This is a genomic window from Mitsuaria sp. MSU3D (assembly GCF_056867975.1).
On the sequence record NZ_CP200314.1, the window covers coordinates 4,893,476 to 4,913,804 of the forward strand.

Consider the following 20,329-nt stretch of genomic DNA (forward strand, 5'->3'; position numbering starts at 1 on the left):
TTTGGGGTCGACCGATCCGCGATCCGAGAATCATCATTCGCTGCTTCCGTCCCGTGCTGCATGTGCACCTCCAAAAGCATCGACTCTAGGCATCAGTTCCTCTTCCAACACCTGCCCAGGATAGGAGTCATTCGAGCGAATCCTCCCTGGATTCGTAGGCCAACCGACTCATGCAAGTCAGCCGCCCTCGAACCGCCGGCCCCGGAGGATTTCCTCCGTCGCCGGAACACAAGCTCGCTGGCATCCGCGAGGCCCAGGTTGCAAGATGCACATCGATGTCCCGTTCGAGCGCCGGGCCATCCCGCGACCCCCGATAATTCGCGCTCGTCCACCGAATTCCATCCGCGCGCCCGCGCCAGGCCATGTCCAACCTCATCGTCCACGGCGGCTCGCCCCTGAAGGGCCGCATCGTTCCCTCGGCCAACAAGAACGCCGTCCTGCCCATCCTCTGCGCCACCCTGCTCACGCGTGAGCCGGTCCGGCTGCACGGCGTGCCCGAGATCACCGACGTCAAGAAGATCCTCGAGGTCTTCCGCAAGCTCGGCAGCAGCGTGTCCGTGGACTTCAAGAGCGGCGTGCTAGACCTGCACCACCTCGACACCCATTTCGATCCGGCCAAGGACCATCTGCCGGAGGAGATGCGCTCCTCGATCATGCTGGTCCCCGGCCTGATGGCGCGCTTCGGCGCCGCCCGCATCGAGGACGACGTCAAGGGCTGCACCCTGGGCGCGCGCGAGATCGATCCGCACGTCGAGGTCTTCCAGCGCTTCGGCGCGAGCGTCGACCGCGCCCCCGACGGCCTGGTCGTGAAGGTCGAGGGCCAGCTCCGCGCCAACGACCACTGGACCGACTACGCCTCCGTCACCACGACCGAGAACTTCGTCCTCTGCGCCGCGCTGGCCCATGGCACGTCGACGCTGATGAACGCCGCCAGCGAGCCGCACGTGCAGGAGTTCTGCCAGTTCATGCAGATGCTCGGCGCGAAGCTCGAAGGCCTGGGCACCTCGCGGCTGACCATCCACGGCGTCGCGGCCCTGGGCGGCGGCGAATTCACCTTCGCCGAGGACTTCCACGAGATCGTCACCTTCCTGGCGCTGGGCGCGATCACCGGCGGCGACGTCCGGGTCAAGAACTCGCAGCCCGAGCAGTTCCCGCTGATCGACCGCACCTTCGCCAAGTTCGGCGTCCAGATCATCCATGAGGACGGCTGGTCGCGCTCCGTCGTCGACGGCAAGCTCAAGGTCAAGGAGCCCTTCACCCGCAACATCCTGCAGAAGGTCGAAGCGGCGCCGTGGCCCTACCTGCCGGTCGACCTGCTGCCGATCTTCGTCGCGCTCGGCGTGAAGGCCGAGGGCAGCGTGATGTTCTGGAACAAGGTCTACGACGGCGCGATGGGCTGGACCACCGAGCTGTCCAAGTTCGGCGCCCACGCCTTCCTGTCCGACCCGCACCGCATGGTGACCTTCGGCGGCAAGACGCTGAGCCCCGCCGAGGTCGAGAGCCCCTACATCATCCGCGTCGCCATCGCGCTGCTGATGGTCGCGGCCAGCATCCCCGGCAAGTCCGTGATCCGCAACGCGACGCCGGTCCGCCGCGCCCATCCGCAGTTCGCCGAGAACATCACCCGCCTCGGCGCCAAGGTGGAATGGGTCGAGGGCGACTGATCGTCGCGGTGCTCGCCGCACTCGTGGCCACCGCGCCCGCGGTGGCGCAGCCATCGCCGCCGCCGGCCCCGCCCGTGCTGCGCTGGCTCGTGCAGGACATGCCGCCGCATTTCGTCTATCGCGATGGCAAGCCGCCGCAGCGCGCCGAGGACCTCGGCCAGGGCGAAGTCGACGGCTTCCTGCGTCTGCTCATCGAGCGCATGCCGCAATACCGGCACGAGTTCATCGAACTCAGCCTGCCCCGCTTCGAGGCCCAGGTGCGCCAGGGCGAGACGCTGTGCTCCGTGCTGCACGTGCGCACGCCCGAGCGACTGCAGTGGCTGTACTTCACCACCTTGTTCCCGCCGATGATGTCGCGCCAGATCCATGTGATCGTCCGACGCGAGGACCTGGCCCGCTTCGAATCCAACGGCCAGCCGCTGCAGCTCGCGGAGCTGCTGCGTCGCACCGATCTCACCGGTCTGCTGACGCGCGACCGCAGCTACGGGCCGCGCATCGACAAGCTGCTCGCCGCGAGTCCGGAACGCGCGCCGCGCTCGATCGTCGCGGGCCGCGGTGCCCACCTGCTGCCGATGCTGCGGGCCAGGCGGATGGACTACACGCTCGAGTATCCGATCATGGTGGACGAGTACAACGCGACGCATCCCGGCCCGCCCGAACTCGCCAAGTTGCCGCTGGCCGAGGGTCGCAGCACATCGGTGGCCACCGCGGGCTGCAGTCGCACGCCGGAGGGTCGCCGCGCGATCGAGGCGATGGACCAGGCGGCACGGCAGTTGGCCGCCGAATCGCAGCGCGATGCGTGGATCAAGGCCTGGCGCAACGGTGCGCCGATCGATACCGACGATCTGCAGCGCCTGAACCGTTTCCTCGACGAGCGCGCCCGCGGTCCGGCGCAGATCGAGTGAACACCGCCGCCGGTTGAAGGTTCAGTTCCCAATGGCCCGTCCGCCGAAGCTCGCCTTGCCGCTGCGCGACGGCGTCGCCGCGAGTGCACTCGCCTGCCCGCCGGGCCCGTGGACACGGGTGCTGGACTTCCTGGCCGAGCGTCTGCCGCTGGTGGCGCGCGACGACTGGACCGCGCGGATGGCACGCGGCGACGTGCTCGACGACAGGGGCACGCCGCTGCCGCCCGATGCGCCTTATCGCGCGCAACGCCGCCTCTACTACTGGCGCTGGCTGGACGACGAGCCGCCAGTCCCTTTCGAGGCACGCATCCTGCACGTCGACGAGCATCTGCTTGTCGCCGACAAGCCGCACTTCCTGCCGGTCACGCCGAAGGGTCGCTATGTCCAGCAGACGCTGCTGACGCGCCTGCGTCGCGAGACCGGCCTGGCGGACCTGAGCCCCGTGCACCGGCTCGATCGCGAGACGGCGGGGCTGACCTTGTTCTCCGTGCGGCCGGCCACGCGCGACGCGTACCAACGGCTGTTCCGCGATCGCGACGTCGAGAAGGTCTACGAGGCCATTGCGCCGTGGCGCGACGACATCGGCGCACGACTCCCATTCGAGTACGAAAGCCGACTGGAGGAGCATCCCGTCGACTTCATGCAGATGCGCACCGTGGACGACGCGGAATCCACGCCGAATGCGCGCACGCGTATCGCGCTGATCGAGCGTCTCGGCGCCGATCTCGCCCGCTACGAGCTGCGCCCGCACAGCGGCGTGAAGCATCAGCTGCGCGCGCAGCTGTGTGCGCTGGGGCTGCCCATCGAGGGCGATCGCATCTATCCGTTGCTGCAGCCTGTCGAGGACACGGTGGACTTCACGCGTCCGCTGCAACTGCTCGCACGCGAGATCGCCTTCATTGATCCGGTGAGCGGTCAGCCGAGGAAGTTCGTGACCTCGCTCCAGCTGACCGCCGCGGCGACGCGCTCATAGCGCGCCCCACGAGTCTCACTGGGCCCCGACGCTCAAGCGCTCAACGCGTCGAGCTTGCGCAACGCCTCCAGCGTCGCCCGGCAGGCGCCGGCGAGCTCGGTGCCCTTGATCACGAGGTGCTCATGGAAGAACCCGTGATGCGTGGCGTGCTCATGGAATGCCAGCGGCGTGAGCACCGCCGAGAACACCGGCACGCCGGTATCGAGCTGCACCCGCATGAGTCCGTCGATGACGGCCTGCGCGACGAAGTCGTGCCGGTAGATGCCGCCGTCGACGACGAGCGCGCAGGCGAGCACCGCGTCGAACTGCCCGCTGCGCGCGAGCTTCATCGCATGGAGCGGGATCTCGAAGGCGCCAGGGACCTCGAAGGTCTCGACGCGGACGGGCTCGCCGGCTTCGAGTCCGCGGATGGCGGCCTCGCGACATCGACCGACCAGGTCGGCATGCCAGCTCGCGGACACGATGGCCACGCGCGGAACGGCGGAGGAGGGAGAGTGGAGGTGGTTGGTCTGATTCATGTGAACCCTTCGGTTGGAACGATGAATCAGGGCGCGCACGCACAACGCGGCCGCCCGGCGGCGCAGGCGCGAACGCTTGCGCCGGCCCGCGAGGCCGACGATGGACGCGATCTCTTTCATCCGGACTGTGACCGTCGGCCCTGGTTTCTCACCAGGTCTGCTGACCCCGGCACCACAAGGGCGGTGCCGGGCGCTCGCGGGCTCCCGGGGTCGTCGGTCTGTCGACCGCGCCCCGGATACCGCCGGTGGGGACTTCCACCCCGCCCTGAGAACGCTGCCCTGCACGCCTTCGGAAGGAGGGTGTGCGGGGCGGGCGGATTCTAGGTTTCCGAACACGGATCCGAGCGACGCGGTCCGCATGTCCCCACGGCTGCGACAGGTGTTCCCCCAGAGGTAGGCCGCCGTGAGTGCGACGAGTCCGCCGAGGTCGATCCAGGCGACCGTTCCGGCCCACCAGGACCATTCGGGGACCCGTCACGGCTTGGAGTTTCCCCGGGGAAACCAGCGAACACGGCTCGGCACAATGGCCCGACGATGACTTGACGACGTATGGCGGAACTTCCGTCGCAAGCTCGGCATCCACGCATGACCCACAAGGCCATCCGCATCTCGGTGGGCGCCCGCCCACTGCTGGCGCTGTTCGTGTTCGGACTGCTGCTCGTCGCTTTGTCCAGCGGCTGGCAGTTGCGCGAAACGACGCAGCGCCGCGCCGTGGAGGCCGACGCGGAACTGAGTGCCATCCCGCTGCTGTATGCCGGGCCGCTGGCCTACAGCCTCCAGCAGCGGCTGGAGCGGCCCGAAGCGCTGCACGGCCTGCTCCATCACATCCTCACCCGCCACAACCTGCGCCGCGTCGAGCTGCGCACGCGCGATGGCCAGCAGTTTCGTGCCCTGTCCGATGACGACGGTGAACCGGGCCAGAGCGCCGAGTTCTCGCTCGCCGGCAGCGGCGAGCTGCGACTGCAGGCCTCGGCCTCGACGATCGGCGACACGCTGCGCCGCGATCCGCTGCTGCGCTCCGCGCTGATCCACCTGACCCTGGCGACCGTGCTGGGCCTGGTCGCCGCGCTCTTGCTGGACCGCTGGCTGCTGCGGCAGTTGAACCACCTGTCCGCGCAGGCCCGCCGCTTCGATCCGACGCTGCCGCCGCAGACCCTGACCTGGCTCGAGCCCGGCGAACCGCGGCCCCGCGAGCTGCTGCAACTGGAGCAGGCGCTCGACCATGTCCGGACCTCGCTGGGTGACGAGCTGCACCGCGAGCAGTCCCGCGGGCGCGAACTGCGGGAGGAGATCGCCCGCCAGCACCGCGCGCTGCAGCAGGCGGAGCGATCCCTGGAAGCGAAGCGGCGCGAACTGGCGTCCATGGAACGCCACGACGCGTTGACGGGCATCGCCAACCGGAGGGAATTCGATGCCGCGCTGCGGCGTGAGTTCAAGCGCGCGCAGCGCGACCAGGGGCGACTGGCGCTGGCGATCCTCGACGTGGACCACCTCAAGCCGTTCAACGAGCGCCACGGACGCAGCGCTGGCGACGAGGTGCTGCGCCGGCTCGCGCGGCTGCTCGCCGAGCACTTCCAGCGCGACACCGACCTGGTCGCCCGCCTGGGCGGCGAAGAATTCGCGGTGCTGCTGCCCGGCTTCGACATCGAGTCCGCGCAGGGGCTGATGGAAGCGCTGCGCGAGGGTTGGCGGGCCTTGGCCGTGCCGCATGGGGCGCTGCCGGAGGGGACGCCCGACGGGAAGACGGACGACGGGATCGTGACGATCAGCGCCGGCCTCGCGGCCTCCCAGCCGGGGCATCCCTATCTCAGCCCGCAGGCGCTGCTGCAGGCGGCGGACGAAGCGCTCTACCTTGCCAAGCACATGGGACGCGACCGGCTCTGCCTCGCGTCGTGAGCGCGGCGGCCTCGCCGCGGGAGGCGAGGGCAGCGCGAGCCGCTGTCAGCGACCGCGGGACTCGGCCTGCTGCAGCTGCTCCTCGACACGGCGCGCGGCGCGCAGCATCAGCGTCTCGTCCAGCTGCGCCTGCGGGGCGATCTCCATCACCGTCTCGTCCAGCGCTTCCGGCTTGTTCATCAGCGTCCATGCCACCAGCGAGATCGCGCCGACGCCGCGGCGCTGCATCGCCTCCGGCATCAGCAGTTCATGCTGCAGCTGCACGTGGTACCGCACGCTGGCGACGGCGGCGGGCGCCAGGCCCCAGCTCTCGCAGAGGGCCGCGCCCAGCGCGTCGTGGCTGACACCGAACGCGGTGTGCTCCAGCTGGACCAGCTCCTTGTCGCTGGCGGTGGCGCGCAGCATCGCCGGATAGTGTCCCGGTGCATGGCGGTAGAGCACCGCCTTGCCGCATTCCTCGAACAGGCCCGCCGAGTGCGCCGCCCACGGGTCGACACCCAGCATCTGACCCATGCGGCCCATCAGCAGGCCGCGCTTGGCCGCGCGGGTCCAGACGGGTTCCAGTTCGACGGCCGGCGGGAAGGCCGCACGCAGGCCCATCTCGAAGGTGATCGCAGCGACCTCGCGCATGCCGAGGTAGGTCAGCGCCTGGTGCACCGTCTGCACGCGGCCGCGCAGGCCGTAGAGCGACGAGTTCACCGCCTTCAGCACGGCGGCGGCCAGGGCCATGTCGGTCTCCACCAGGCCGGAGACGGCTTGCAGGTCGATGTCCTCGTCCGCCATCAGCAGGGAGAGCTTGACCAGCACGTCCGGCTGGGTGGGGATCTCGATATCCAGCGCGCGGAGTTGAGGATCGACAGGCATGGTGGTCAGCGGTTGTTTGGACGGATGGTAGCCCGGGCGATGGGCTGCCGGGCATCCCGCCTTTGGCGGACACCCGGTGCGTGTTGTTCGGATAGCGTCTCGCGCGCCCGGAGGCGGCGCGCCGCCTCAGCGCAGGAAGGCGTCGTAGCCGGTCTTGAGGATGAGCAGCGACACGACGACGACGAACATGCCGCGCACGAAGCCCGCACCCTTGGCCAGGGCCAGGCGCGTTCCCACCAGACTGCCGGCGACGTTGGCCACCGCCATCACCGCCGCGACGTGCCACCAGACGTGGCCCTTGGAGGCGAACAGCACCAGCGCGGCGAAATTGGTCGCCGTGTTCATCAGCTTGGCGGTCGCGGATGCGTGCAGGAAGTCGAAGCCCAGCAGCCGCACGAACAGAAAGACGAAGAAGCTGCCCGTGCCCGGTCCGAAGAAGCCGTCGTAGAAGCCGATCGTCAGCCCGATGACGCTGGCGATCAGCGTCTGCGCCGTGGCCTCGTGGCGCGGCGCGTGGTGCCGGCCGAGGTCCTTCTTCGCCAGCGTGTACAGCAGCACGCCCAACAGGATCACCGGCAGGGCCTTGCGCAGGCCGCTGGGGTCCACCTGCGTGACGGCCCAGGCGCCGGCGAAGCTGCCGGCCAGCGCGGCGGCCGCCGCCGGCATCAAGGCCAGCCAGGGCAGCGACACACGCTTGGAAAATTGATGGGTGGCCCAGGCCGTCCCCCAGATGGCGGCGCCCTTGTTGGTGCCGAAGAGGGTGGCGGGCGCGGCATTCGGATAAACGCTGAACAGCGCGGGCACCAGGATCAACCCGCCGCCGCCCACGACGGCATCGACGAATCCGGCCAGCAGCGACGCCACGGCCGCGGTCAACAACTCGATCATCAGCAACGACTCGCAAGAGCGGCCTCGGGGCCGCGGACACGGGCCGAGAACGATCGCAGGATGCGCGCAAAACCAGGCCACGAAAACAAAACGGGCACCTGATTCAGGTGCCCGCGAATTGTGACAGTGTCACTGCTATTCGTTGGTGTTGGTTTGATCTGTTTGTCTCCTCAGCCCCCGTAGGCAACCCCCATTTGCGCCGGCTTGTCGCCGACCCGGGACGGGTGTCGCGTCGAGTGGGGTGGATGCTAGGACCGCACCCCCATGCACGCACTTGGGGTTTTCACTCGGCGAATGCACCAAGATGGAACGGTTGGCCGGCGCTCACTTGCGTGAAATGGCCCCGACGAAAACGATTTGCGAACATCGCACGGTGCACTGTTCTCGACTTCCGGGCGATGCTCGCCCGGTGTGGTGTGGAGGTGTCATTCCCCTGAAACACGGGGGACGATCGATCTGATGTGGGGGCCTCTCCAGGCAAGAACGCCGGGCAGTCAGATTCTTGTGTGCGAGCCGGGAACTTTCTGAACAGTTGGCGCAATACGTTCATGCTGCGAGAGAACGGTCTCGCATCCACCCCCGCAACGCACGCCCAACGCCCGATGAGCTTCTGGACCCGCCTGGCTGGCCGCGGCCGCCCCGATCCCGCCGCCGCGCCTGACGGTGGCGAGCGCGAGCCGCCGCCTTCCAACGCCGCCGTCGGCGAAGCGCTGGTGCGCCGCCTGCGCCAGGGCGACGCGAGCGCCCTGGAACCGCTGTACCGCAGTGAATCGCCCGGCGTCTACCGCTACGCGCTGGCGCTGTGCGGCCAGTCCGACTGGGCGGCGGACGCGATGCAGGAAGCCTTCGTGCAGTTTGCCGGCCGGCCCGAGGGCTGGGATTCCGGCAGAGGCCCGCTCGGCGCGTATCTCGCCGGCATGGCGCGGCATCACCTGCTGGCGCGATGGCGGGATCTGCCGGTCGCCCATGAGGAGCAGGCCGAGGAGGACCTTCACCTCGACCACGCCGACGCGCCAGAGCAGCAGCTGGTCCGCGCGCAGGACCAGGCGCGTGTATGGGCCGCGTTGCACACCCTGCCGTGGACCTTCCGCGAGGCCATCGTGCTGGTCGATCTGCAGGAACGGGCCTATGCCGAGGCCGCCCGCATCGCCGGCGTCGAGCTCAACACCTTGCGTACCCGGCTCCACCGGGGCCGTGCGCGCCTGCTGGCCGCGTTGCAGGACGAGTCCCGGCCCCTGTCGTCCGCCGCGGCGGACGCGATCGAACGCTCATCGAAGTCCGCATGATGAAGACCACCGACACCTCCCCGCCCCGCACCGCGCGTCTGGCCGACTGGCTGTGGGCCGTGGCCCAGGACCTGCGCCAGCGCACGCCGCCGTTCGAGCGCGACGACGCGGTGCTCGGCGCAATGCGCCAGCAGTTCGCCGCCCGTCAGAAGGCGGGCAAGGCCGGCCGCTGGAGATGGGCGCTCGCCGGCCCGGCCTTGTGCGCCTCGGTGCTGGCCGCCTGCGTCTGGCTGCTCGGCTCCGCGCCGCCGGGCGAATCGGGCGCCACCGTCATGGGCAATCCCGGCAGCGGCTTCATCGTGCTCGTGTCCGCCGATCGCTGGGCCGCCTTCGAGAAAGCCGGCGCCGGCACCGCGTGGCTTGTCCCCGCGGAGGTCCCGCGTGAACGACTCGCCTTGCTGGGCCTGCCCTACGACCCCGCCGATGCCGCCGCGCCAGTGCGCGCCGAGTTGCTGGTGCACGCCTCCGGCGATGTGCTCGCGATGCGGGTCATGCCCTGAACGTTCCGGCATCGCCCGTCCCGCCGCAACCCTGTTCCCGCTCCCTTGAACGACGTCCCGCTCCCCTCCCTGGAGACCGCCATGAAGACTTCCCTCACCACCCTTGCCCTGGCACTCGCCGCCATCGCGGTCCAGGCCCAGCCCGCCGCGCACGCATCGCCGGATCCCAGCGCGCAGCCGGCACCACCGGCGCCGCCCGAGATGCCCGCCGTTGTCCCACCCGTTCCGCCGACACCGCCCGTGCCCGATGTGGCCGAGCTGATCGCCGAGTCCGGCGTCGCGATGCACATCCTCAGCGCGGAGCGCGTGGTCAAGGGCGCGCCCTACTGCGCCCAGGCCGTGCACGAGACCGTCCAGCCGCTGGCCGACGGCAATCGCATCGTCCATCAGCAGACCAGCCAGCTTTGCCGTGACGGCGAAGGCCGGACACGCCAGGAGGTCGAACGCCAGGGGCGCAAGGTGGTCTATCTGCGTGACGCCGTGAGCGGCGAGAACTGGCTGCTCGATCCCGAACGCAAGACGGCGCGTTACCTCGGCGGCGGCCGCGCGGACGCTGACGCGCAGCGCGAGTACGGCGAACGCATGCGCGAGTACCAGGACAAGATGCGGGACTACAACGACAAGATGCGCGAGTACGGCAGAAAGATGCGCGACTGGGCCCGCGAGAACTTCGGCCACGGCGACGCGGCGCAGCGCGTCGAGGCGCCGAAGCCGCCGGCCGCGCCTGCGGCACCGACCACGGTGCGCATCGCAACACCCGTCGTGATCGCTCCGGGAGAGGGCGGCCAGGAGGTCCGCGTCATCCGTGTCGAGACGCCGCCGACCCCGCTGGGCCCGCTGTCGCCGATGTCGCCCCTGCCACCGGCCGTGGCGATGCGGGTCGAGCCCCTGATCCTGAACGGACAGGATACGCAGCCGAACAATCTGCCGCCCAAGGAGATCGACGGCCTCAAGGTCACCGGCGGGCGCACGACGCGCACGATCCCGGCGGGCAAGATCGGCAACGAGAAGCCGATCGTCATCTCCCGCGAGGTGTGGACGTCGCCCGACCTGAAGGTCACGGTCAGCGTCCAGACCAAGGATCCGCGCAGCGGCGAGCAGAACTATCAGCTGCGCAACATCCGCCGCGCCGAACCCGAAGCCGCGCTGATGCGCGTGCCGGCGGACTTCGCAAAGACGGGTCTGCCCAAGCCGCGTCCGCCGAAGGACGGCAAGGAGCGCAACGAGGGCTGAGCCGGCGGGTCGAGCCGGCGGGTCGGCGGCGCGTCGACAATGCGTTCCCGATGACCGCGCCGCCTTCCCCGCTCCCGCCAAAGCTGATCCTGCAGACGCTCAACCGCGGCGACGGCCTGCTCGGCATGCGACCGCACGGGAAGCTGGGCCCGCGCGGCGACCGCGTGTCGCTGTTTCGGCTGGAGCGCTGGCCGGCGGATCCGGTGGCGCTCAAGCAGTGGCAGGCGCTGCCGCTGCATCCGGTGGACGCCGGGATGCTGCAGTGGCGCGACGCCTCGTTCGGGCGGGGCCTGACCCCGTGCTGGACGCTGGAGCAGGAGGACCTGTTCCCCGACTTCGCCGCCGACGAGGTGCCCCGCCTGCGCCAGCTCGGCTGGGAGATCGATGTCCTCCCCGGCTTTGCGCACCACAGCGTCGCGATCGACGCGTGGTCGCTGGAGATCCAGCCCGAAGGCGACGAGCCGGTCGATGTCCAGACCGCCATCGCGCCCGCCACGGGCGACCGCTTGCCGACGCTGGCGCTCTCGCGCCGCAAGGGCTCGTGGATGCTGAGCCTGGGCGTGACGGTCCAAGGTCAGCGGGTCGATCTCGCACCGATGATCTGGGATCTGCTGCGCAAGGACCGCCGCTGGCTCTACGCCGACGCGATCGCCGGCATCGATGACGACGCCATCATCAGCCTGAAGGCACCGGGCGGGCGTCGGCTGCATTCGACGGCGGCGCCGCTGAAGCGGCTGATGCTCAACCTGCTGGACGTCCTGGTCGCCCAGCGCTCACGGCGCGGACCGGTGAAGCTCACCTCGTGGGAAGCGGCGCGGCTGGCGGCGCTCGACGTCCCCGACAGCCGCTGGCAGGTCTTCGGGGCCGACGAGCTGCGAACGATGTGGGAGCGCCTGCGCGACGCCGGTCCTCCGCCGGCATCGACCGCGCCGGAGGGTCTGGGCATCACGCTGCGCCCCTATCAGTTGCAAGGCCTGGCCTGGCTCCAGTACCTGGCGCGCCAGGAGCTCGGCGGCATCCTGGCCGACGACATGGGGCTGGGCAAGACGGCCCAGGCCCTGGCGCATCTGCTGGTCGAGAAGCAGGCCGGGCGGCTGAGGTCGCCGGCGCTGGTCGTCGCGCCGACCTCGCTGATCTTCAACTGGACACAGGAGGCCGCGCGCGTCGCGCCCGACCTCCGCGTGGCCACCCTGTCCGATCCCGAGGAGCGGGCCCAGGTGATGAAGCGTCTCGGCGAGATCGACGTGCTGCTGTGCAGCTACGGGCTGGCGTGGCGGGAAGTCCGGGCGCTCTCGAAACCGAAGTTCTCGGTGCTGGTGCTGGACGAGGCCCAGGCGGTGAAGAACCCACGCTCGCGGGCCGCGCGGGCACTGCGCCGACTCCAGGCCGAACAACGCCTCGTGCTCACCGGCACCCCGCTCGAGAATCACCTCGGCGAGCTCTGGACCCAGTTCGATTTCCTGATGCCGGGCTACCTCGGCGAGGCGCGTTCCTTCGCCCGGCACTGGCGCAAGCCGATCGAACAGACCGGCGACGCCCGTCGTGCCCGGGAACTGGCCTCGCGCGTGCGGCCATTCATCCTCCGGCGCCTGAAAGAGGAGGTCGCCAAGGACCTCCCCCCGATGACGGTCCTCACCCAGCGCATCCCCCTGCAAGGGCGCCAGCGTCAGCTGTACGAAAGCGTGCGGATCGGCGCCGACCATCTGGTGCGGCGGCTGCTGAAGGAGTCGGAGATCTTCGGTTCCGGCTTGATGTCCGTGCTGGACGCGATGCTGAAGCTGCGCCAGGTCTGTTGCGATCCGCGGCTGGTCCCAGGGGTCGAGGTCCCGCAGGGCATGGAGGCCGCCAAGCTGGAATGGATCCGGGAGAAGGTGCCCGAGATGATCAGCCAGGGTCGGACGATCCTGGTGTTCTCTCAGTTCACCGGCATGCTGGACCTGATCGAGGCCGCGATGGACGAGCTCCGGATCCCGCTCATGAAGCTGACCGGCGCCACGCCGGAGGGGAAACGGGGCGATGTGGTGCGTCGCTTCCAGGCGGGGGAGGCGCCCCTCATGCTGGTGAGCCTGAAGGCGGGGGGGTGGGACTGACGCTGACGGCGGCAGACACCGTCATCCAGGTCGACCCCTGGTGGAACCCGGCCGTCGACGCGCAGGCCCATGCCCGCGCGCACCGGATCGGCCAGACACGGCCGGTGTTCGTCCACCAACTGGCCATCGAGGGCTCGATCGAGGAGCGCATGCTCGAACTGCAGGCCCGCAAGCGGGCGCTGGCGGACGGCCTGCTGGGCCGTGACGGGGGGAGCGTCTGGAGAAGTTCAGCGCCGACGAGATCGATCGGCTGCTGGCGCCGTTGCAGTCCCCGGACGACGAGGACTGACGGACGCGAGGGGCGGGACCGCCGCCCGGACTCGGGGCGGCCCCGCGCGGGGAATCAGCGCTTGCGGTCGAAGCGCAGGGCGCGCGCGACGCTGCGGCGGTCGCAGCCCAGGCTGGCGACTTCGAAGGCTTCGTGCTTGCGGCCCTTGTCGTGCTGCGCCAGTTCCGGCATCGGGAGGCGGCGCGGCTGGGATTCGGTACGGGTATGAGACTTCATCATGGTCGTGGACCTTCTTGGCTTTCGGCGGCCGGGAGCGGGGGGAAGACCGCTGGCAAAGACCGCTTTGTGCCAGCTAACGCGAGCCCTTGGGACGCCGTTGACAGCCTCCTCACAAATCTGCACAAAGCTCGCGCCATCGTCACGCACACGGCACCAAGACGGTGCTTTGGACGTATAGCGAACGAATTCGCCCTCGGCGCAACTCGGCTAAGCTCCGGCCCCATGTCCGCTGTTTCTCCGTCGTCGCCCCTGCCGGCTCCCGCTTCCGAGGGGTCTTCCGACCTGCTGGTCGCCTGCCTGTGCGCCGCCTGGTGCCGGACCTGCGACACCTATCGGGACGACTTCGCCACGCTGCGCCAGCAGCACCCGGGCGCGCGCTTCCTGTGGGTGGACATCGAGGACGACTCGGAGCTGGTCGACGACCTGGAGGTCGAGACCTTCCCGACGCTGCTGATCGGCCAGGGCGAGCGGGTGTGTTTCATCGGTCCGGTGCTGCCGGGACCGGCCGCGGCCCAGCGGCTGATCCAGGCCGCGCAGGACAACCCCGCGATGTCCGCCGCCAGCCCCAACGCACCGGCCGGCACGACCGCCGCGGCACAGGCCCTGCTGTCGCGTCTGCGACAGTCCTGCTGATCTGACTCGCGCGGGCGCCCCGGTCGCCGTGCGTCTTTCGCCCATCGTTTGACGCCTTCCGCCCAGAGAGTGACGCTCGTCGGCAGCCCGGCTCCGAACAGCGCGGCGACCCCCACCTCCGGAGGGAGGGCGAGCGAGAATGCGCCACCGCCAACCCCCAAGGCCGGCTCTCCGCGCGACCCGCGGCGGGCCGCTGCATCGATGAACGTCCAATTCAAGAACTCGGTGGCTCGCGCCACGCCCATCCTGGCGCTGGATCGCGCCGCCTACCAGGCCCTCGCCCCGAAGCTGCCCAAGCGCACCCAGCAATGGCTGGCGACGCTGGGCTTCTCCGCCGCCCCGGACACCTTCGCCCTGGTGCCGGGCGAGGACGGCAAGCTCGCGCAGGTCTTTGCGGGCGTGGCGCACGCGGCCCATCCGTTCGCCCTGTCGGCCTTGCCGCTCGCGCTCCCTGAAGGCGCCTACACCTTGTCGCCCGACGGCCTGCCGCTGCAGGACGAGGCCGCCGCGATGTCCTGGGAGCTGGGCTGCTACCAGTTCGACCTCTACAAGCCGCGCAAGCGCGAGCCGGCGCAACTGCTCATCAAGAGCAGCGCGGACGGCCAGCGCGGCCTGGCGATCGCGACCGCGATGAGCGCGGTGCGCGACCTGGTCAACACGCCCGCCGAGCACATGGGGCCGGAAGAGCTGTCGAAGGCCGCGGCCGTCGTCGGCAAGCAGCACGGCGCGAAGTTCAAGGAGATCGTCGGCGACGACCTGCTGAAGAAGAACTTCCCCGCGATCCACGCCGTCGGCCGCGCGAGCACCCGCGCGCCGCGCCTGATCGAGCTGAACTGGGGCAGCGACAAGCATCCGCGGCTGACGCTGGTCGGCAAGGGCGTGTGCTTCGACACCGGCGGCCTGGACATCAAGCCGGCCGACGGCATGCGCCAGATGAAGAAGGACATGGGCGGCGCGGCCAACACGCTGGGCCTGGCCACGCTGATCATGGCGCTGAAGCTGCCGGTGCGCCTGCAGGTGCTGATCCCCGCGGTGGAGAACTCGATCAGCGGCAACGCCTACCGTCCGGGCGACGTGATCAAGACCCGCGCGGGCCTGCACATCGAGATCGGCAACACCGACGCCGAAGGCCGCGTGATCCTGTGCGACGCGCTGGCCTACGCCACCGAGTCCAGGCCCGAGCTGATCATCGACCTGGCCACGCTGACCGGCGCCGCGCGCATCGCGCTGGGCGCGCAGTTGCCCGCGCTGTTCTCGAAGCACATGGACACGGCGCGCGACCTGGTCGACCTGGGCCTGAAGATGGACGACCCGCTGTGGCACATGCCGCTGTGGTCGCCGTACAAGGAAGGCATCACGTCGAGCATCGCCGACATCGTGAACACCGGTCGCAGCGCGCTGGCCGGCGCGATCAACGCGGCGCTGTTCCTCGAGGCCTTCATCCCGGCCGAGCAGGACTGGCTGCACATCGATCTCTTCGCCTGGAACGACATCGCGCGTCCGGGCCGCCCGGTCGGCGGCGAGGCCCAGACGATCCGGACGCTGCTGGCCTACATCGAGGAACGCTTCAGCGCCTGACCGGCGCCGATCACTCCCCGGCGCGCAGCCAGGCGGCGGCGCGCTCCGCGATCATCAGCGTGGGCGAGTTCGTGTTCCCGCTGGTGATCGTCGGCATGACGCTGGCGTCGATGACACGCAGGCCGCCGACGCCGCGCACGCGCAAGCGGCTGTCGACGACGGCGCGCTCGTCGTCGGCGCGGCCCATGCGGCAGGTGCCGACGGGATGGAAGATCGTCGTGGCGATGTCGCCGGCCAGGCGGGCCAGCTCCTCATCGGTCTGGAACTCGATGCCCGGCTTGTGCTCGCGCGGCCGGTAGCGGGACAGGGCCGGCTGCTCGACGATGAGCCGCGTCAGCCGCAGGCTGCGCGCCGCGATGTCGCGGTCCTCCGCGGTGCTGAGGTAGTTGGGCGCGATCAACGGCGCATCGGCCGCATCTGCACTGCGGATCGCGACCGTGCCCCGACTGGTCGGATTCAGGTTGCAGACGCTGGCCGTGAACGCGTTGAACGCATGCAGCGGCTCGCCGAAGGCGTCGAGCGACAGCGGTTGCACGTGGTACTCCAGGTCGGGCCAGTCCTTGTCCGGCCCGCTCTTCGCGAACGCGCCGAGTTGCGACGGCGCCATGCTCATCGGACCGGTGCGACGCAGCGCGTATTCGAGCCCGATGCGCGCCTTGCCGAACCAGCTCGACGCCAGCGTGTTGAGCGTGCTGACGCCGTCGACCTGGAAGACCGCGCGGATCTGCAGGTGGTCCTGGAGGTTGGCGCCGACGCCGGGCAGGTCCTTCACGACCTCGATGCCATGCTGTTGCAGCAGCGCCGCCGGCCCGAGGCCCGACAGCTGCAGCAGTTGCGGCGAACCGATCGCGCCGGCGGCGAGCAGCACCTCGCCGCCCGGGTTCAGGCGGACGGTCTCCAGCCCATGGGGCGTGCGCACGAGCACGCCGTCGCATCGCACCTCGCCGTCGACCTGCTCGACCAACAGCCGCTGCGCGTGCGCGCCGGTCCACATCTCGAAGTTGGGGCGCCGGTAGCAGGCCGGGCGCAGGAAGGCCTTCGCCGTGTTCCAGCGCCAGCCGGCGCGCTGGTTGACCTCGAAGTACCCGACGCCCTCGTTGTTGCCGCGATTGAAGTCGGGCGTCGCCGGAATACCGGCCTCCTGCGCCGCCGTCGCGAACGCGTCCAGCACCGCCCAGCGCAGACGCTGCTTTTCGACGCGCCACTCGCCGCCGTGTCCGTGCATCGCGGGGTCGAAGCCGGGCGGCCGCTCGGCGCCTTCGTCCAGGCGCCAATGGTCCTCGTGCTCGCGGAAGTACGGCAGCACCGCATCCCAGCGCCACGCGTCGTCGCCGGCGGCCTCGGCCCAACCGTCGTAGTCGCGGCTCTGACCCCGCATGTAGATCATCCCGTTGATGCTCGAACACCCGCCCAGCACCTTGCCGCGCGGGTAGCGCAGGCTGCGCCCGTTCAGGCCCGCGTCGGGCTCGGTCTTGAACAGCCAGTCCGTCCGCGGATTGCCGATGCAGTACAGGTAGCCGACGGGGATGTGGATCCAGTGGTAATCGTCGCGACCGCCGGCCTCGAGCAGCAGCACCCGCTTGGACGTGTCGGCGCTCAGCCGGTTGGCGAGCAGGCAGCCGGCGGTGCCGGCGCCCACGATGATGTAGTCGAAGCGGCCTGAGGCCGTCTCGGGGGCCGCGTCGCGGTGGCTCGTTGGGTTGTCTCCGCCCATGTCTCTCTTGTCATGATGGGTCTGTGAAGACCCATGCTGACCGAGCCAAGGGCGGCCGGCAACCACGTTGTCACCGAGTGCCGGCCGGCTCCGCTTCGGGCAGATCCGCAGTGCGCCCGTTCGGCGCGTACCAGTCGATGCGTCGCGTCAGCGCCATGACCGCCGCCAGCACCGCGAAGAGCAGCGAGGCTCCGACCAGCAGCGCGGCCTTCTCCAGGTTGAGCAGCACGAACAGCGCGGCGTAGAGCACCGTCACCAGGGCACCGAATCCCAGCCCGCGCCTGACCGCGCCGAGCATGGCCGTCCCGTAGAAGGTCAGCAGTCCGATCGCCGCGCCCGCCGCCAGCGCATAGGACAGCGCGAAGCTCAGGTGTTCCGACAGGCTCAGCAGGAGCAGGAAGAACAGCGTCATCGCGAGACCCACCAGCAGGTACTGCACCGGATGGACGCGCCGGCCGGACAGCAGTTCCAGCAGGCCGACGCTGACGAAGGTCAGCACGATGAACAGCAGCCCGTACTTGATCGCGCGGTCGCTCATCACGTAGGGATTCACGGGATCGATCATCGAGAACGCCAGCGTGTCGGCCACGATGCCCGACTTGCCCTCGCGTCCGGGCGCCGGGTTCGGCGCATAGGCCCGGCCCGCGTCCGGGTCGCGCTCGACGCCGGGCAGCGAGAACCCGGCGAGGACATCGCGGGGCGCGGTCGTGGCGAGCTCGGTCACCTGCCATTGCGCCTCGAAGCCGCGCTCGTCGATGCGCTTGGACATCGGCAGGAAGCGGCCGCCGAAGCTCGGATGCGGCCAGTCCGAGCGCAGCTTGACCTGCGTCGCGGAGGCGGCAGGCACGATGCCGAAGTCGGTCATCCCGACCAGGTGGATCGCAAACGACAGCGTCAGCGGCTGGTCCAGCGCCTGGTCCGGGAGCTGCGCATGGAGGCCGTGCGGATAGCTGTCGTGACCGGTGCCCGGTCTCACCGTCAAGGCCTGGGCGCCGCGCTTGACCGCCACGGCGCGCAGCCCCCGCGCGTCGCTGACGGCGACCATCACGCGCGGATCCTCGCAGCTCAGCTTGCCCTTGTGCTCCGCCACCGGGATCAGCGCGCCGAGAGAGGCCCACTGGGCCTGCAGCGCCACCTCGCCCACATAGCCGTTCACCTTGAACAGGCCACGCTCGCGCTGCTCCTGGTTCAGCGTGCCGTCGACCTTGAGTTCCGCGGGAACCGCCGAGAGCACGAAGTCGCGCCGTTCCGGCGTCTTCGTGATGTCCTTGCCGGTGCCGCTGACGGACTCCCACTCCTCCGAGCAGCTGCGCTGCAGCATCGGGCCGAGCAGCACCTGCGGGCCTGCCTGCGCCGCGGCGACGCTGGCTTCCGCGGCACGCTGACGATCCTGGCGTTCGTCGACGAGCCAGCCGATCCGCAACAGCACGAGCAGCAACAGCAGCGTCACGCCGCCCAGGATCACCAGCTTCCACCACAGCGCCTTCATCTGCATCGTCCTTCTCCTCGCCCCTCGGCGGTTCACAGAAGGCGGCAGTCTCGGCAGCGGCCGTGAGCTCAGGACGAAGTTTGTGAGCCGGCGGTGAAGAGCGGGAAGGCGAGTCGCACACGCAGGCCGGGCCCGGCCGGTTCGAATCGCAATTCGCCGCGATGCAGGCCGGCGATCTGGCGCACGATGGCCAGGCCCAGGCCGGACCCCTTGCGCAGGCTGCCCGGCCGGGCCGTCGAGAAGAAGCGCTCGCCCAGTTGCGCGAACGCGCCGGCCGGCACGCCCGGTCCGTGGTCGCGCAACTCGAAGAACGCGCGGGAGGCCTGCGCGTCGGTCGCGGGCTCGATCCCCACCTGCAGCGCCAGCTCGGAGCCGGCCGGTGCGAAGTCGATCGCGTTCGTCAGCAGGTTGCTGATGGCCAGCGCCAGCATCTCGGCGTCGGCCTGCAGTTCCACCGCGTCACGGCGCAGCCAGCGCACCGTCAGCGCCTGCTGCGCCAGACGGTCGCCGAGTTGCGCCAGCGTCTCGTCGACCGCGTCGACCAGCGCCACCGGACGCGGATGCTCCGGCCCGCGCCGCAGTTCCAGCGTGGACAGTGCGAGCAGCCGCTCGACCAGCTCCGTCATGCGCTCGCTCTGCGAGACGACCTGCGCGGCGAAGCGCTGCCGGTCGGCGCCGGGCAGCTCGTCCTGCAGCAGTTCGCCGGCGCCGCGCAACGCGGCCAGCGGACTCTTGAGTTCATGCGTCAGCGCACGCACCAGATGCTCCAGGCGCTCCCGGCCGTCGAGGCGCTCACGCATCGCGTCCATCGCCTGGGCCAGGTCGCCCAGTTCGCCAGGCACCTTCGGCGGCGGCTGGCGCTGGCCGAGCTGAACCTCCTGCGCATATCGCCGCAGGCGCCGCACCGTGAGGATCATCCAGGCGGTCACCGCGACGCCCACCGCCAGCGAGACCGCCAGCAGTCCCAGCCCGGCGATCCAGATGCGGCGCTCGGCGCGATAGATGATCTGCTGCACCGCGGCCGCCGGCTTGGCGACGGTGACGACGCCGATCGTGCGCCCGTCCAGGCGCACCGGCGCCGCCACGTACATCACCGGACTGCCCTGCGCATCCTTGCCGTTGCCGAGTTCGCCGGCATTGCCGTAGAGCGTCGGCTTCTCGGGCGTCGAGCGCGCGCCGTACTCTCCGCGCAAGGTGCGGGCGACGTCGTTCCAGGCGGAGTAATCCTGGCCCACCGCCGGGACGGGGCTGGTGTCGAGCACGACACGCCCGGCCGCGTCCGTCACGTAGATCCGGAAGTCCAGCGAGCGCTTGCGGGCGCTGAGGATACGGGCGTCGACGGGGCGCTCGGCGTAGTCGCGCACGCGCTGCGCAAAGCGCGTGCCGCTCAGATCGCCGCCGGGCGGCATGGCGGCGAGCTCGTCGCGCGCCAGCTCGGCCACCAGGTTGGCGGTGTCGACCATCATGTCCTCCATCACCTCGCGCACGCTGGGCTTGAATTCGCCCAGCACGACGCGCAGCAGGATGAAGGCGCTCAGCCCCGCCACCAGGAAGAAGCCGAGGAACAGTCGCAGGCCGAGGCGCATCCGC

16 protein-coding genes, 1 pseudogene and 1 riboswitch are annotated in these 20,329 nt (G+C 70.1%); of the genes and pseudogenes, 10 read left to right on the forward strand and 7 right to left on the reverse strand.

Annotated features, from left to right (window positions below; all coding sequences use genetic code 11):
• The first annotated feature begins 362 nt into the window (after positions 1-362).
• From AC1VNM_RS21450 to AC1VNM_RS21460, 3 genes are read left to right on the forward strand one after another with little or no spacing between them, the layout of a single operon-like run.
• Positions 363-1,664, forward strand: coding sequence for a UDP-N-acetylglucosamine 1-carboxyvinyltransferase (locus AC1VNM_RS21450; RefSeq protein ID WP_483108234.1), 1,302 nt, complete (start codon positions 363-365; stop codon positions 1,662-1,664).
• An 8-nt stretch (positions 1,665-1,672) separates the two neighbouring features.
• Positions 1,673-2,569: a TIGR02285 family protein gene (locus AC1VNM_RS21455; RefSeq protein WP_483108235.1), complete on the forward strand. Its 897-nt coding sequence runs from the start codon at positions 1,673-1,675 to the stop codon at positions 2,567-2,569.
• Positions 2,570-2,600: 31 nt separating this feature from the next.
• On the forward strand, positions 2,601-3,542 hold the full coding sequence (locus tag AC1VNM_RS21460; protein ID WP_483108236.1) for a pseudouridine synthase: 942 nt from the start codon (positions 2,601-2,603) through the stop codon (positions 3,540-3,542).
• Between the two features lie 32 nt (positions 3,543-3,574).
• Here the strand turns inward: AC1VNM_RS21460 and AC1VNM_RS21465 are convergent, their stop codons facing one another.
• On the reverse strand, positions 3,575-4,060 hold the full coding sequence (locus tag AC1VNM_RS21465) for a 6,7-dimethyl-8-ribityllumazine synthase (RefSeq protein WP_483108237.1): 486 nt from the start codon (positions 4,058-4,060) through the stop codon (positions 3,575-3,577).
• Between the two features lie 104 nt (positions 4,061-4,164).
• Positions 4,165-4,337: riboswitch (FMN riboswitch) on the reverse strand.
• A 308-nt stretch (positions 4,338-4,645) separates the two neighbouring features.
• Here AC1VNM_RS21465 and AC1VNM_RS21470 point away from each other — a divergent pair.
• Positions 4,646-5,956 (forward strand): GGDEF domain-containing protein, encoded by a 1,311-nt coding sequence (locus AC1VNM_RS21470; protein ID WP_483108238.1) that lies wholly within the window; start codon positions 4,646-4,648, stop codon positions 5,954-5,956.
• A 45-nt stretch (positions 5,957-6,001) separates the two neighbouring features.
• On the opposite strand, the gene AC1VNM_RS21475 is transcribed toward AC1VNM_RS21470, so the two are convergent.
• Both AC1VNM_RS21475 and AC1VNM_RS21480 read right to left on the reverse strand, forming a co-directional pair.
• Complete coding sequence (locus AC1VNM_RS21475; protein WP_331612937.1) at positions 6,002-6,820, reverse strand: HDOD domain-containing protein; 819 nt, start codon at positions 6,818-6,820, stop codon at positions 6,002-6,004.
• A gap of 126 nt (positions 6,821-6,946) precedes the next feature.
• Complete coding sequence (locus tag AC1VNM_RS21480) at positions 6,947-7,708, reverse strand: TSUP family transporter (RefSeq protein WP_377159085.1); 762 nt, start codon at positions 7,706-7,708, stop codon at positions 6,947-6,949.
• A gap of 602 nt (positions 7,709-8,310) precedes the next feature.
• Here AC1VNM_RS21480 and AC1VNM_RS21485 point away from each other — a divergent pair.
• The 4 genes and pseudogenes from AC1VNM_RS21485 to AC1VNM_RS21500 all read left to right on the forward strand — a co-directional run.
• Positions 8,311-8,994: an RNA polymerase sigma factor gene (locus tag AC1VNM_RS21485; protein ID WP_483108239.1), complete on the forward strand. Its 684-nt coding sequence runs from the start codon at positions 8,311-8,313 to the stop codon at positions 8,992-8,994.
• Positions 8,991-9,494 carry a hypothetical protein gene (locus AC1VNM_RS21490; protein WP_377159082.1) on the forward strand — a complete coding sequence of 168 codons (504 nt, stop codon included), beginning with the start codon at positions 8,991-8,993 and terminating at the stop codon, positions 9,492-9,494. Before AC1VNM_RS21485 ends, AC1VNM_RS21490 begins: the two co-directional genes overlap by 4 nt.
• A gap of 81 nt (positions 9,495-9,575) precedes the next feature.
• Positions 9,576-10,727 carry a hypothetical protein gene (locus tag AC1VNM_RS21495; RefSeq protein ID WP_483108240.1) on the forward strand — a complete coding sequence of 384 codons (1,152 nt, stop codon included), beginning with the start codon at positions 9,576-9,578 and terminating at the stop codon, positions 10,725-10,727.
• A gap of 881 nt (positions 10,728-11,608) precedes the next feature.
• Positions 11,609-12,849: pseudogene (locus AC1VNM_RS21500) on the forward strand (DEAD/DEAH box helicase); the annotation flags it as partial.
• A 311-nt stretch (positions 12,850-13,160) separates the two neighbouring features.
• Here AC1VNM_RS21500 and AC1VNM_RS21505 read toward each other — a convergent pair.
• Positions 13,161-13,325, reverse strand: a complete 165-nt coding sequence (locus AC1VNM_RS21505; protein WP_377159078.1) for a hypothetical protein — start codon at positions 13,323-13,325, stop codon at positions 13,161-13,163.
• A gap of 222 nt (positions 13,326-13,547) precedes the next feature.
• On the opposite strand from AC1VNM_RS21505, the gene AC1VNM_RS21510 reads away from it, so the two are divergent.
• Together AC1VNM_RS21510 and AC1VNM_RS21515 are read left to right on the forward strand one after the other, a co-directional pair.
• Complete coding sequence (locus tag AC1VNM_RS21510; RefSeq protein WP_377159077.1) at positions 13,548-13,958, forward strand: thioredoxin family protein; 411 nt, start codon at positions 13,548-13,550, stop codon at positions 13,956-13,958.
• Between the two features lie 201 nt (positions 13,959-14,159).
• Entirely contained in the window at positions 14,160-15,536 is a 1,377-nt protein-coding gene (locus AC1VNM_RS21515; RefSeq protein WP_483108241.1) for a leucyl aminopeptidase family protein, read from the forward strand.
• A gap of 10 nt (positions 15,537-15,546) precedes the next feature.
• On the opposite strand, the gene AC1VNM_RS21520 is transcribed toward AC1VNM_RS21515, so the two are convergent.
• From AC1VNM_RS21520 to creC, 3 genes are all read right to left on the reverse strand, one after another.
• Positions 15,547-17,250: a GMC family oxidoreductase gene (locus AC1VNM_RS21520; protein WP_483108242.1), complete on the reverse strand. Its 1,704-nt coding sequence runs from the start codon at positions 17,248-17,250 to the stop codon at positions 15,547-15,549.
• Between the two features lie 70 nt (positions 17,251-17,320).
• Positions 17,321-18,745 (reverse strand): cell envelope integrity protein CreD, encoded by a 1,425-nt coding sequence (creD, locus tag AC1VNM_RS21525; RefSeq protein WP_483108243.1) that lies wholly within the window; start codon positions 18,743-18,745, stop codon positions 17,321-17,323.
• Positions 18,746-18,807: 62 nt separating this feature from the next.
• On the reverse strand, positions 18,808-20,325 hold the full coding sequence (gene creC, locus AC1VNM_RS21530) for a two-component system sensor histidine kinase CreC (RefSeq protein ID WP_483108244.1): 1,518 nt from the start codon (positions 20,323-20,325) through the stop codon (positions 18,808-18,810).
• Positions 20,326-20,329: the final 4 nt, after the last annotated feature.

Bases quoted from the DNA above. Each gene is read 5' to 3' on its own strand.
- creC (WP_483108244.1), bottom strand. From the start codon at position 20,325: ATGCGCCTCGGCCTGCGACTGTTCCTCGGCTTCTTCCTGGTGGCGGGG.
- AC1VNM_RS21485 (WP_483108239.1), top strand. From the start codon at position 8,311: ATGAGCTTCTGGACCCGCCTGGCTGGCCGCGGCCGCCCCGATCCCGCC.
- AC1VNM_RS21515 (WP_483108241.1), top strand. From the start codon at position 14,160: ATGAACGTCCAATTCAAGAACTCGGTGGCTCGCGCCACGCCCATCCTG.
- AC1VNM_RS21450 (WP_483108234.1), top strand. From the start codon at position 363: ATGTCCAACCTCATCGTCCACGGCGGCTCGCCCCTGAAGGGCCGCATC.
- creD (WP_483108243.1), bottom strand. From the start codon at position 18,745: ATGCAGATGAAGGCGCTGTGGTGGAAGCTGGTGATCCTGGGCGGCGTG.
- AC1VNM_RS21460 (WP_483108236.1), top strand. From the start codon at position 2,601: ATGGCCCGTCCGCCGAAGCTCGCCTTGCCGCTGCGCGACGGCGTCGCC.
- AC1VNM_RS21475 (WP_331612937.1), bottom strand. From the start codon at position 6,820: ATGCCTGTCGATCCTCAACTCCGCGCGCTGGATATCGAGATCCCCACC.
- AC1VNM_RS21520 (WP_483108242.1), bottom strand. From the start codon at position 17,250: ATGGGCGGAGACAACCCAACGAGCCACCGCGACGCGGCCCCCGAGACG.
- AC1VNM_RS21510 (WP_377159077.1), top strand. From the start codon at position 13,548: ATGTCCGCTGTTTCTCCGTCGTCGCCCCTGCCGGCTCCCGCTTCCGAG.
- AC1VNM_RS21465 (WP_483108237.1), bottom strand. From the start codon at position 4,060: ATGAATCAGACCAACCACCTCCACTCTCCCTCCTCCGCCGTTCCGCGC.
- AC1VNM_RS21480 (WP_377159085.1), bottom strand. From the start codon at position 7,708: ATGATCGAGTTGTTGACCGCGGCCGTGGCGTCGCTGCTGGCCGGATTC.
- AC1VNM_RS21470 (WP_483108238.1), top strand. From the start codon at position 4,646: ATGACCCACAAGGCCATCCGCATCTCGGTGGGCGCCCGCCCACTGCTG.
- AC1VNM_RS21490 (WP_377159082.1), top strand. From the start codon at position 8,991: ATGATGAAGACCACCGACACCTCCCCGCCCCGCACCGCGCGTCTGGCC.
- AC1VNM_RS21495 (WP_483108240.1), top strand. From the start codon at position 9,576: ATGAAGACTTCCCTCACCACCCTTGCCCTGGCACTCGCCGCCATCGCG.
- AC1VNM_RS21505 (WP_377159078.1), bottom strand. From the start codon at position 13,325: ATGATGAAGTCTCATACCCGTACCGAATCCCAGCCGCGCCGCCTCCCG.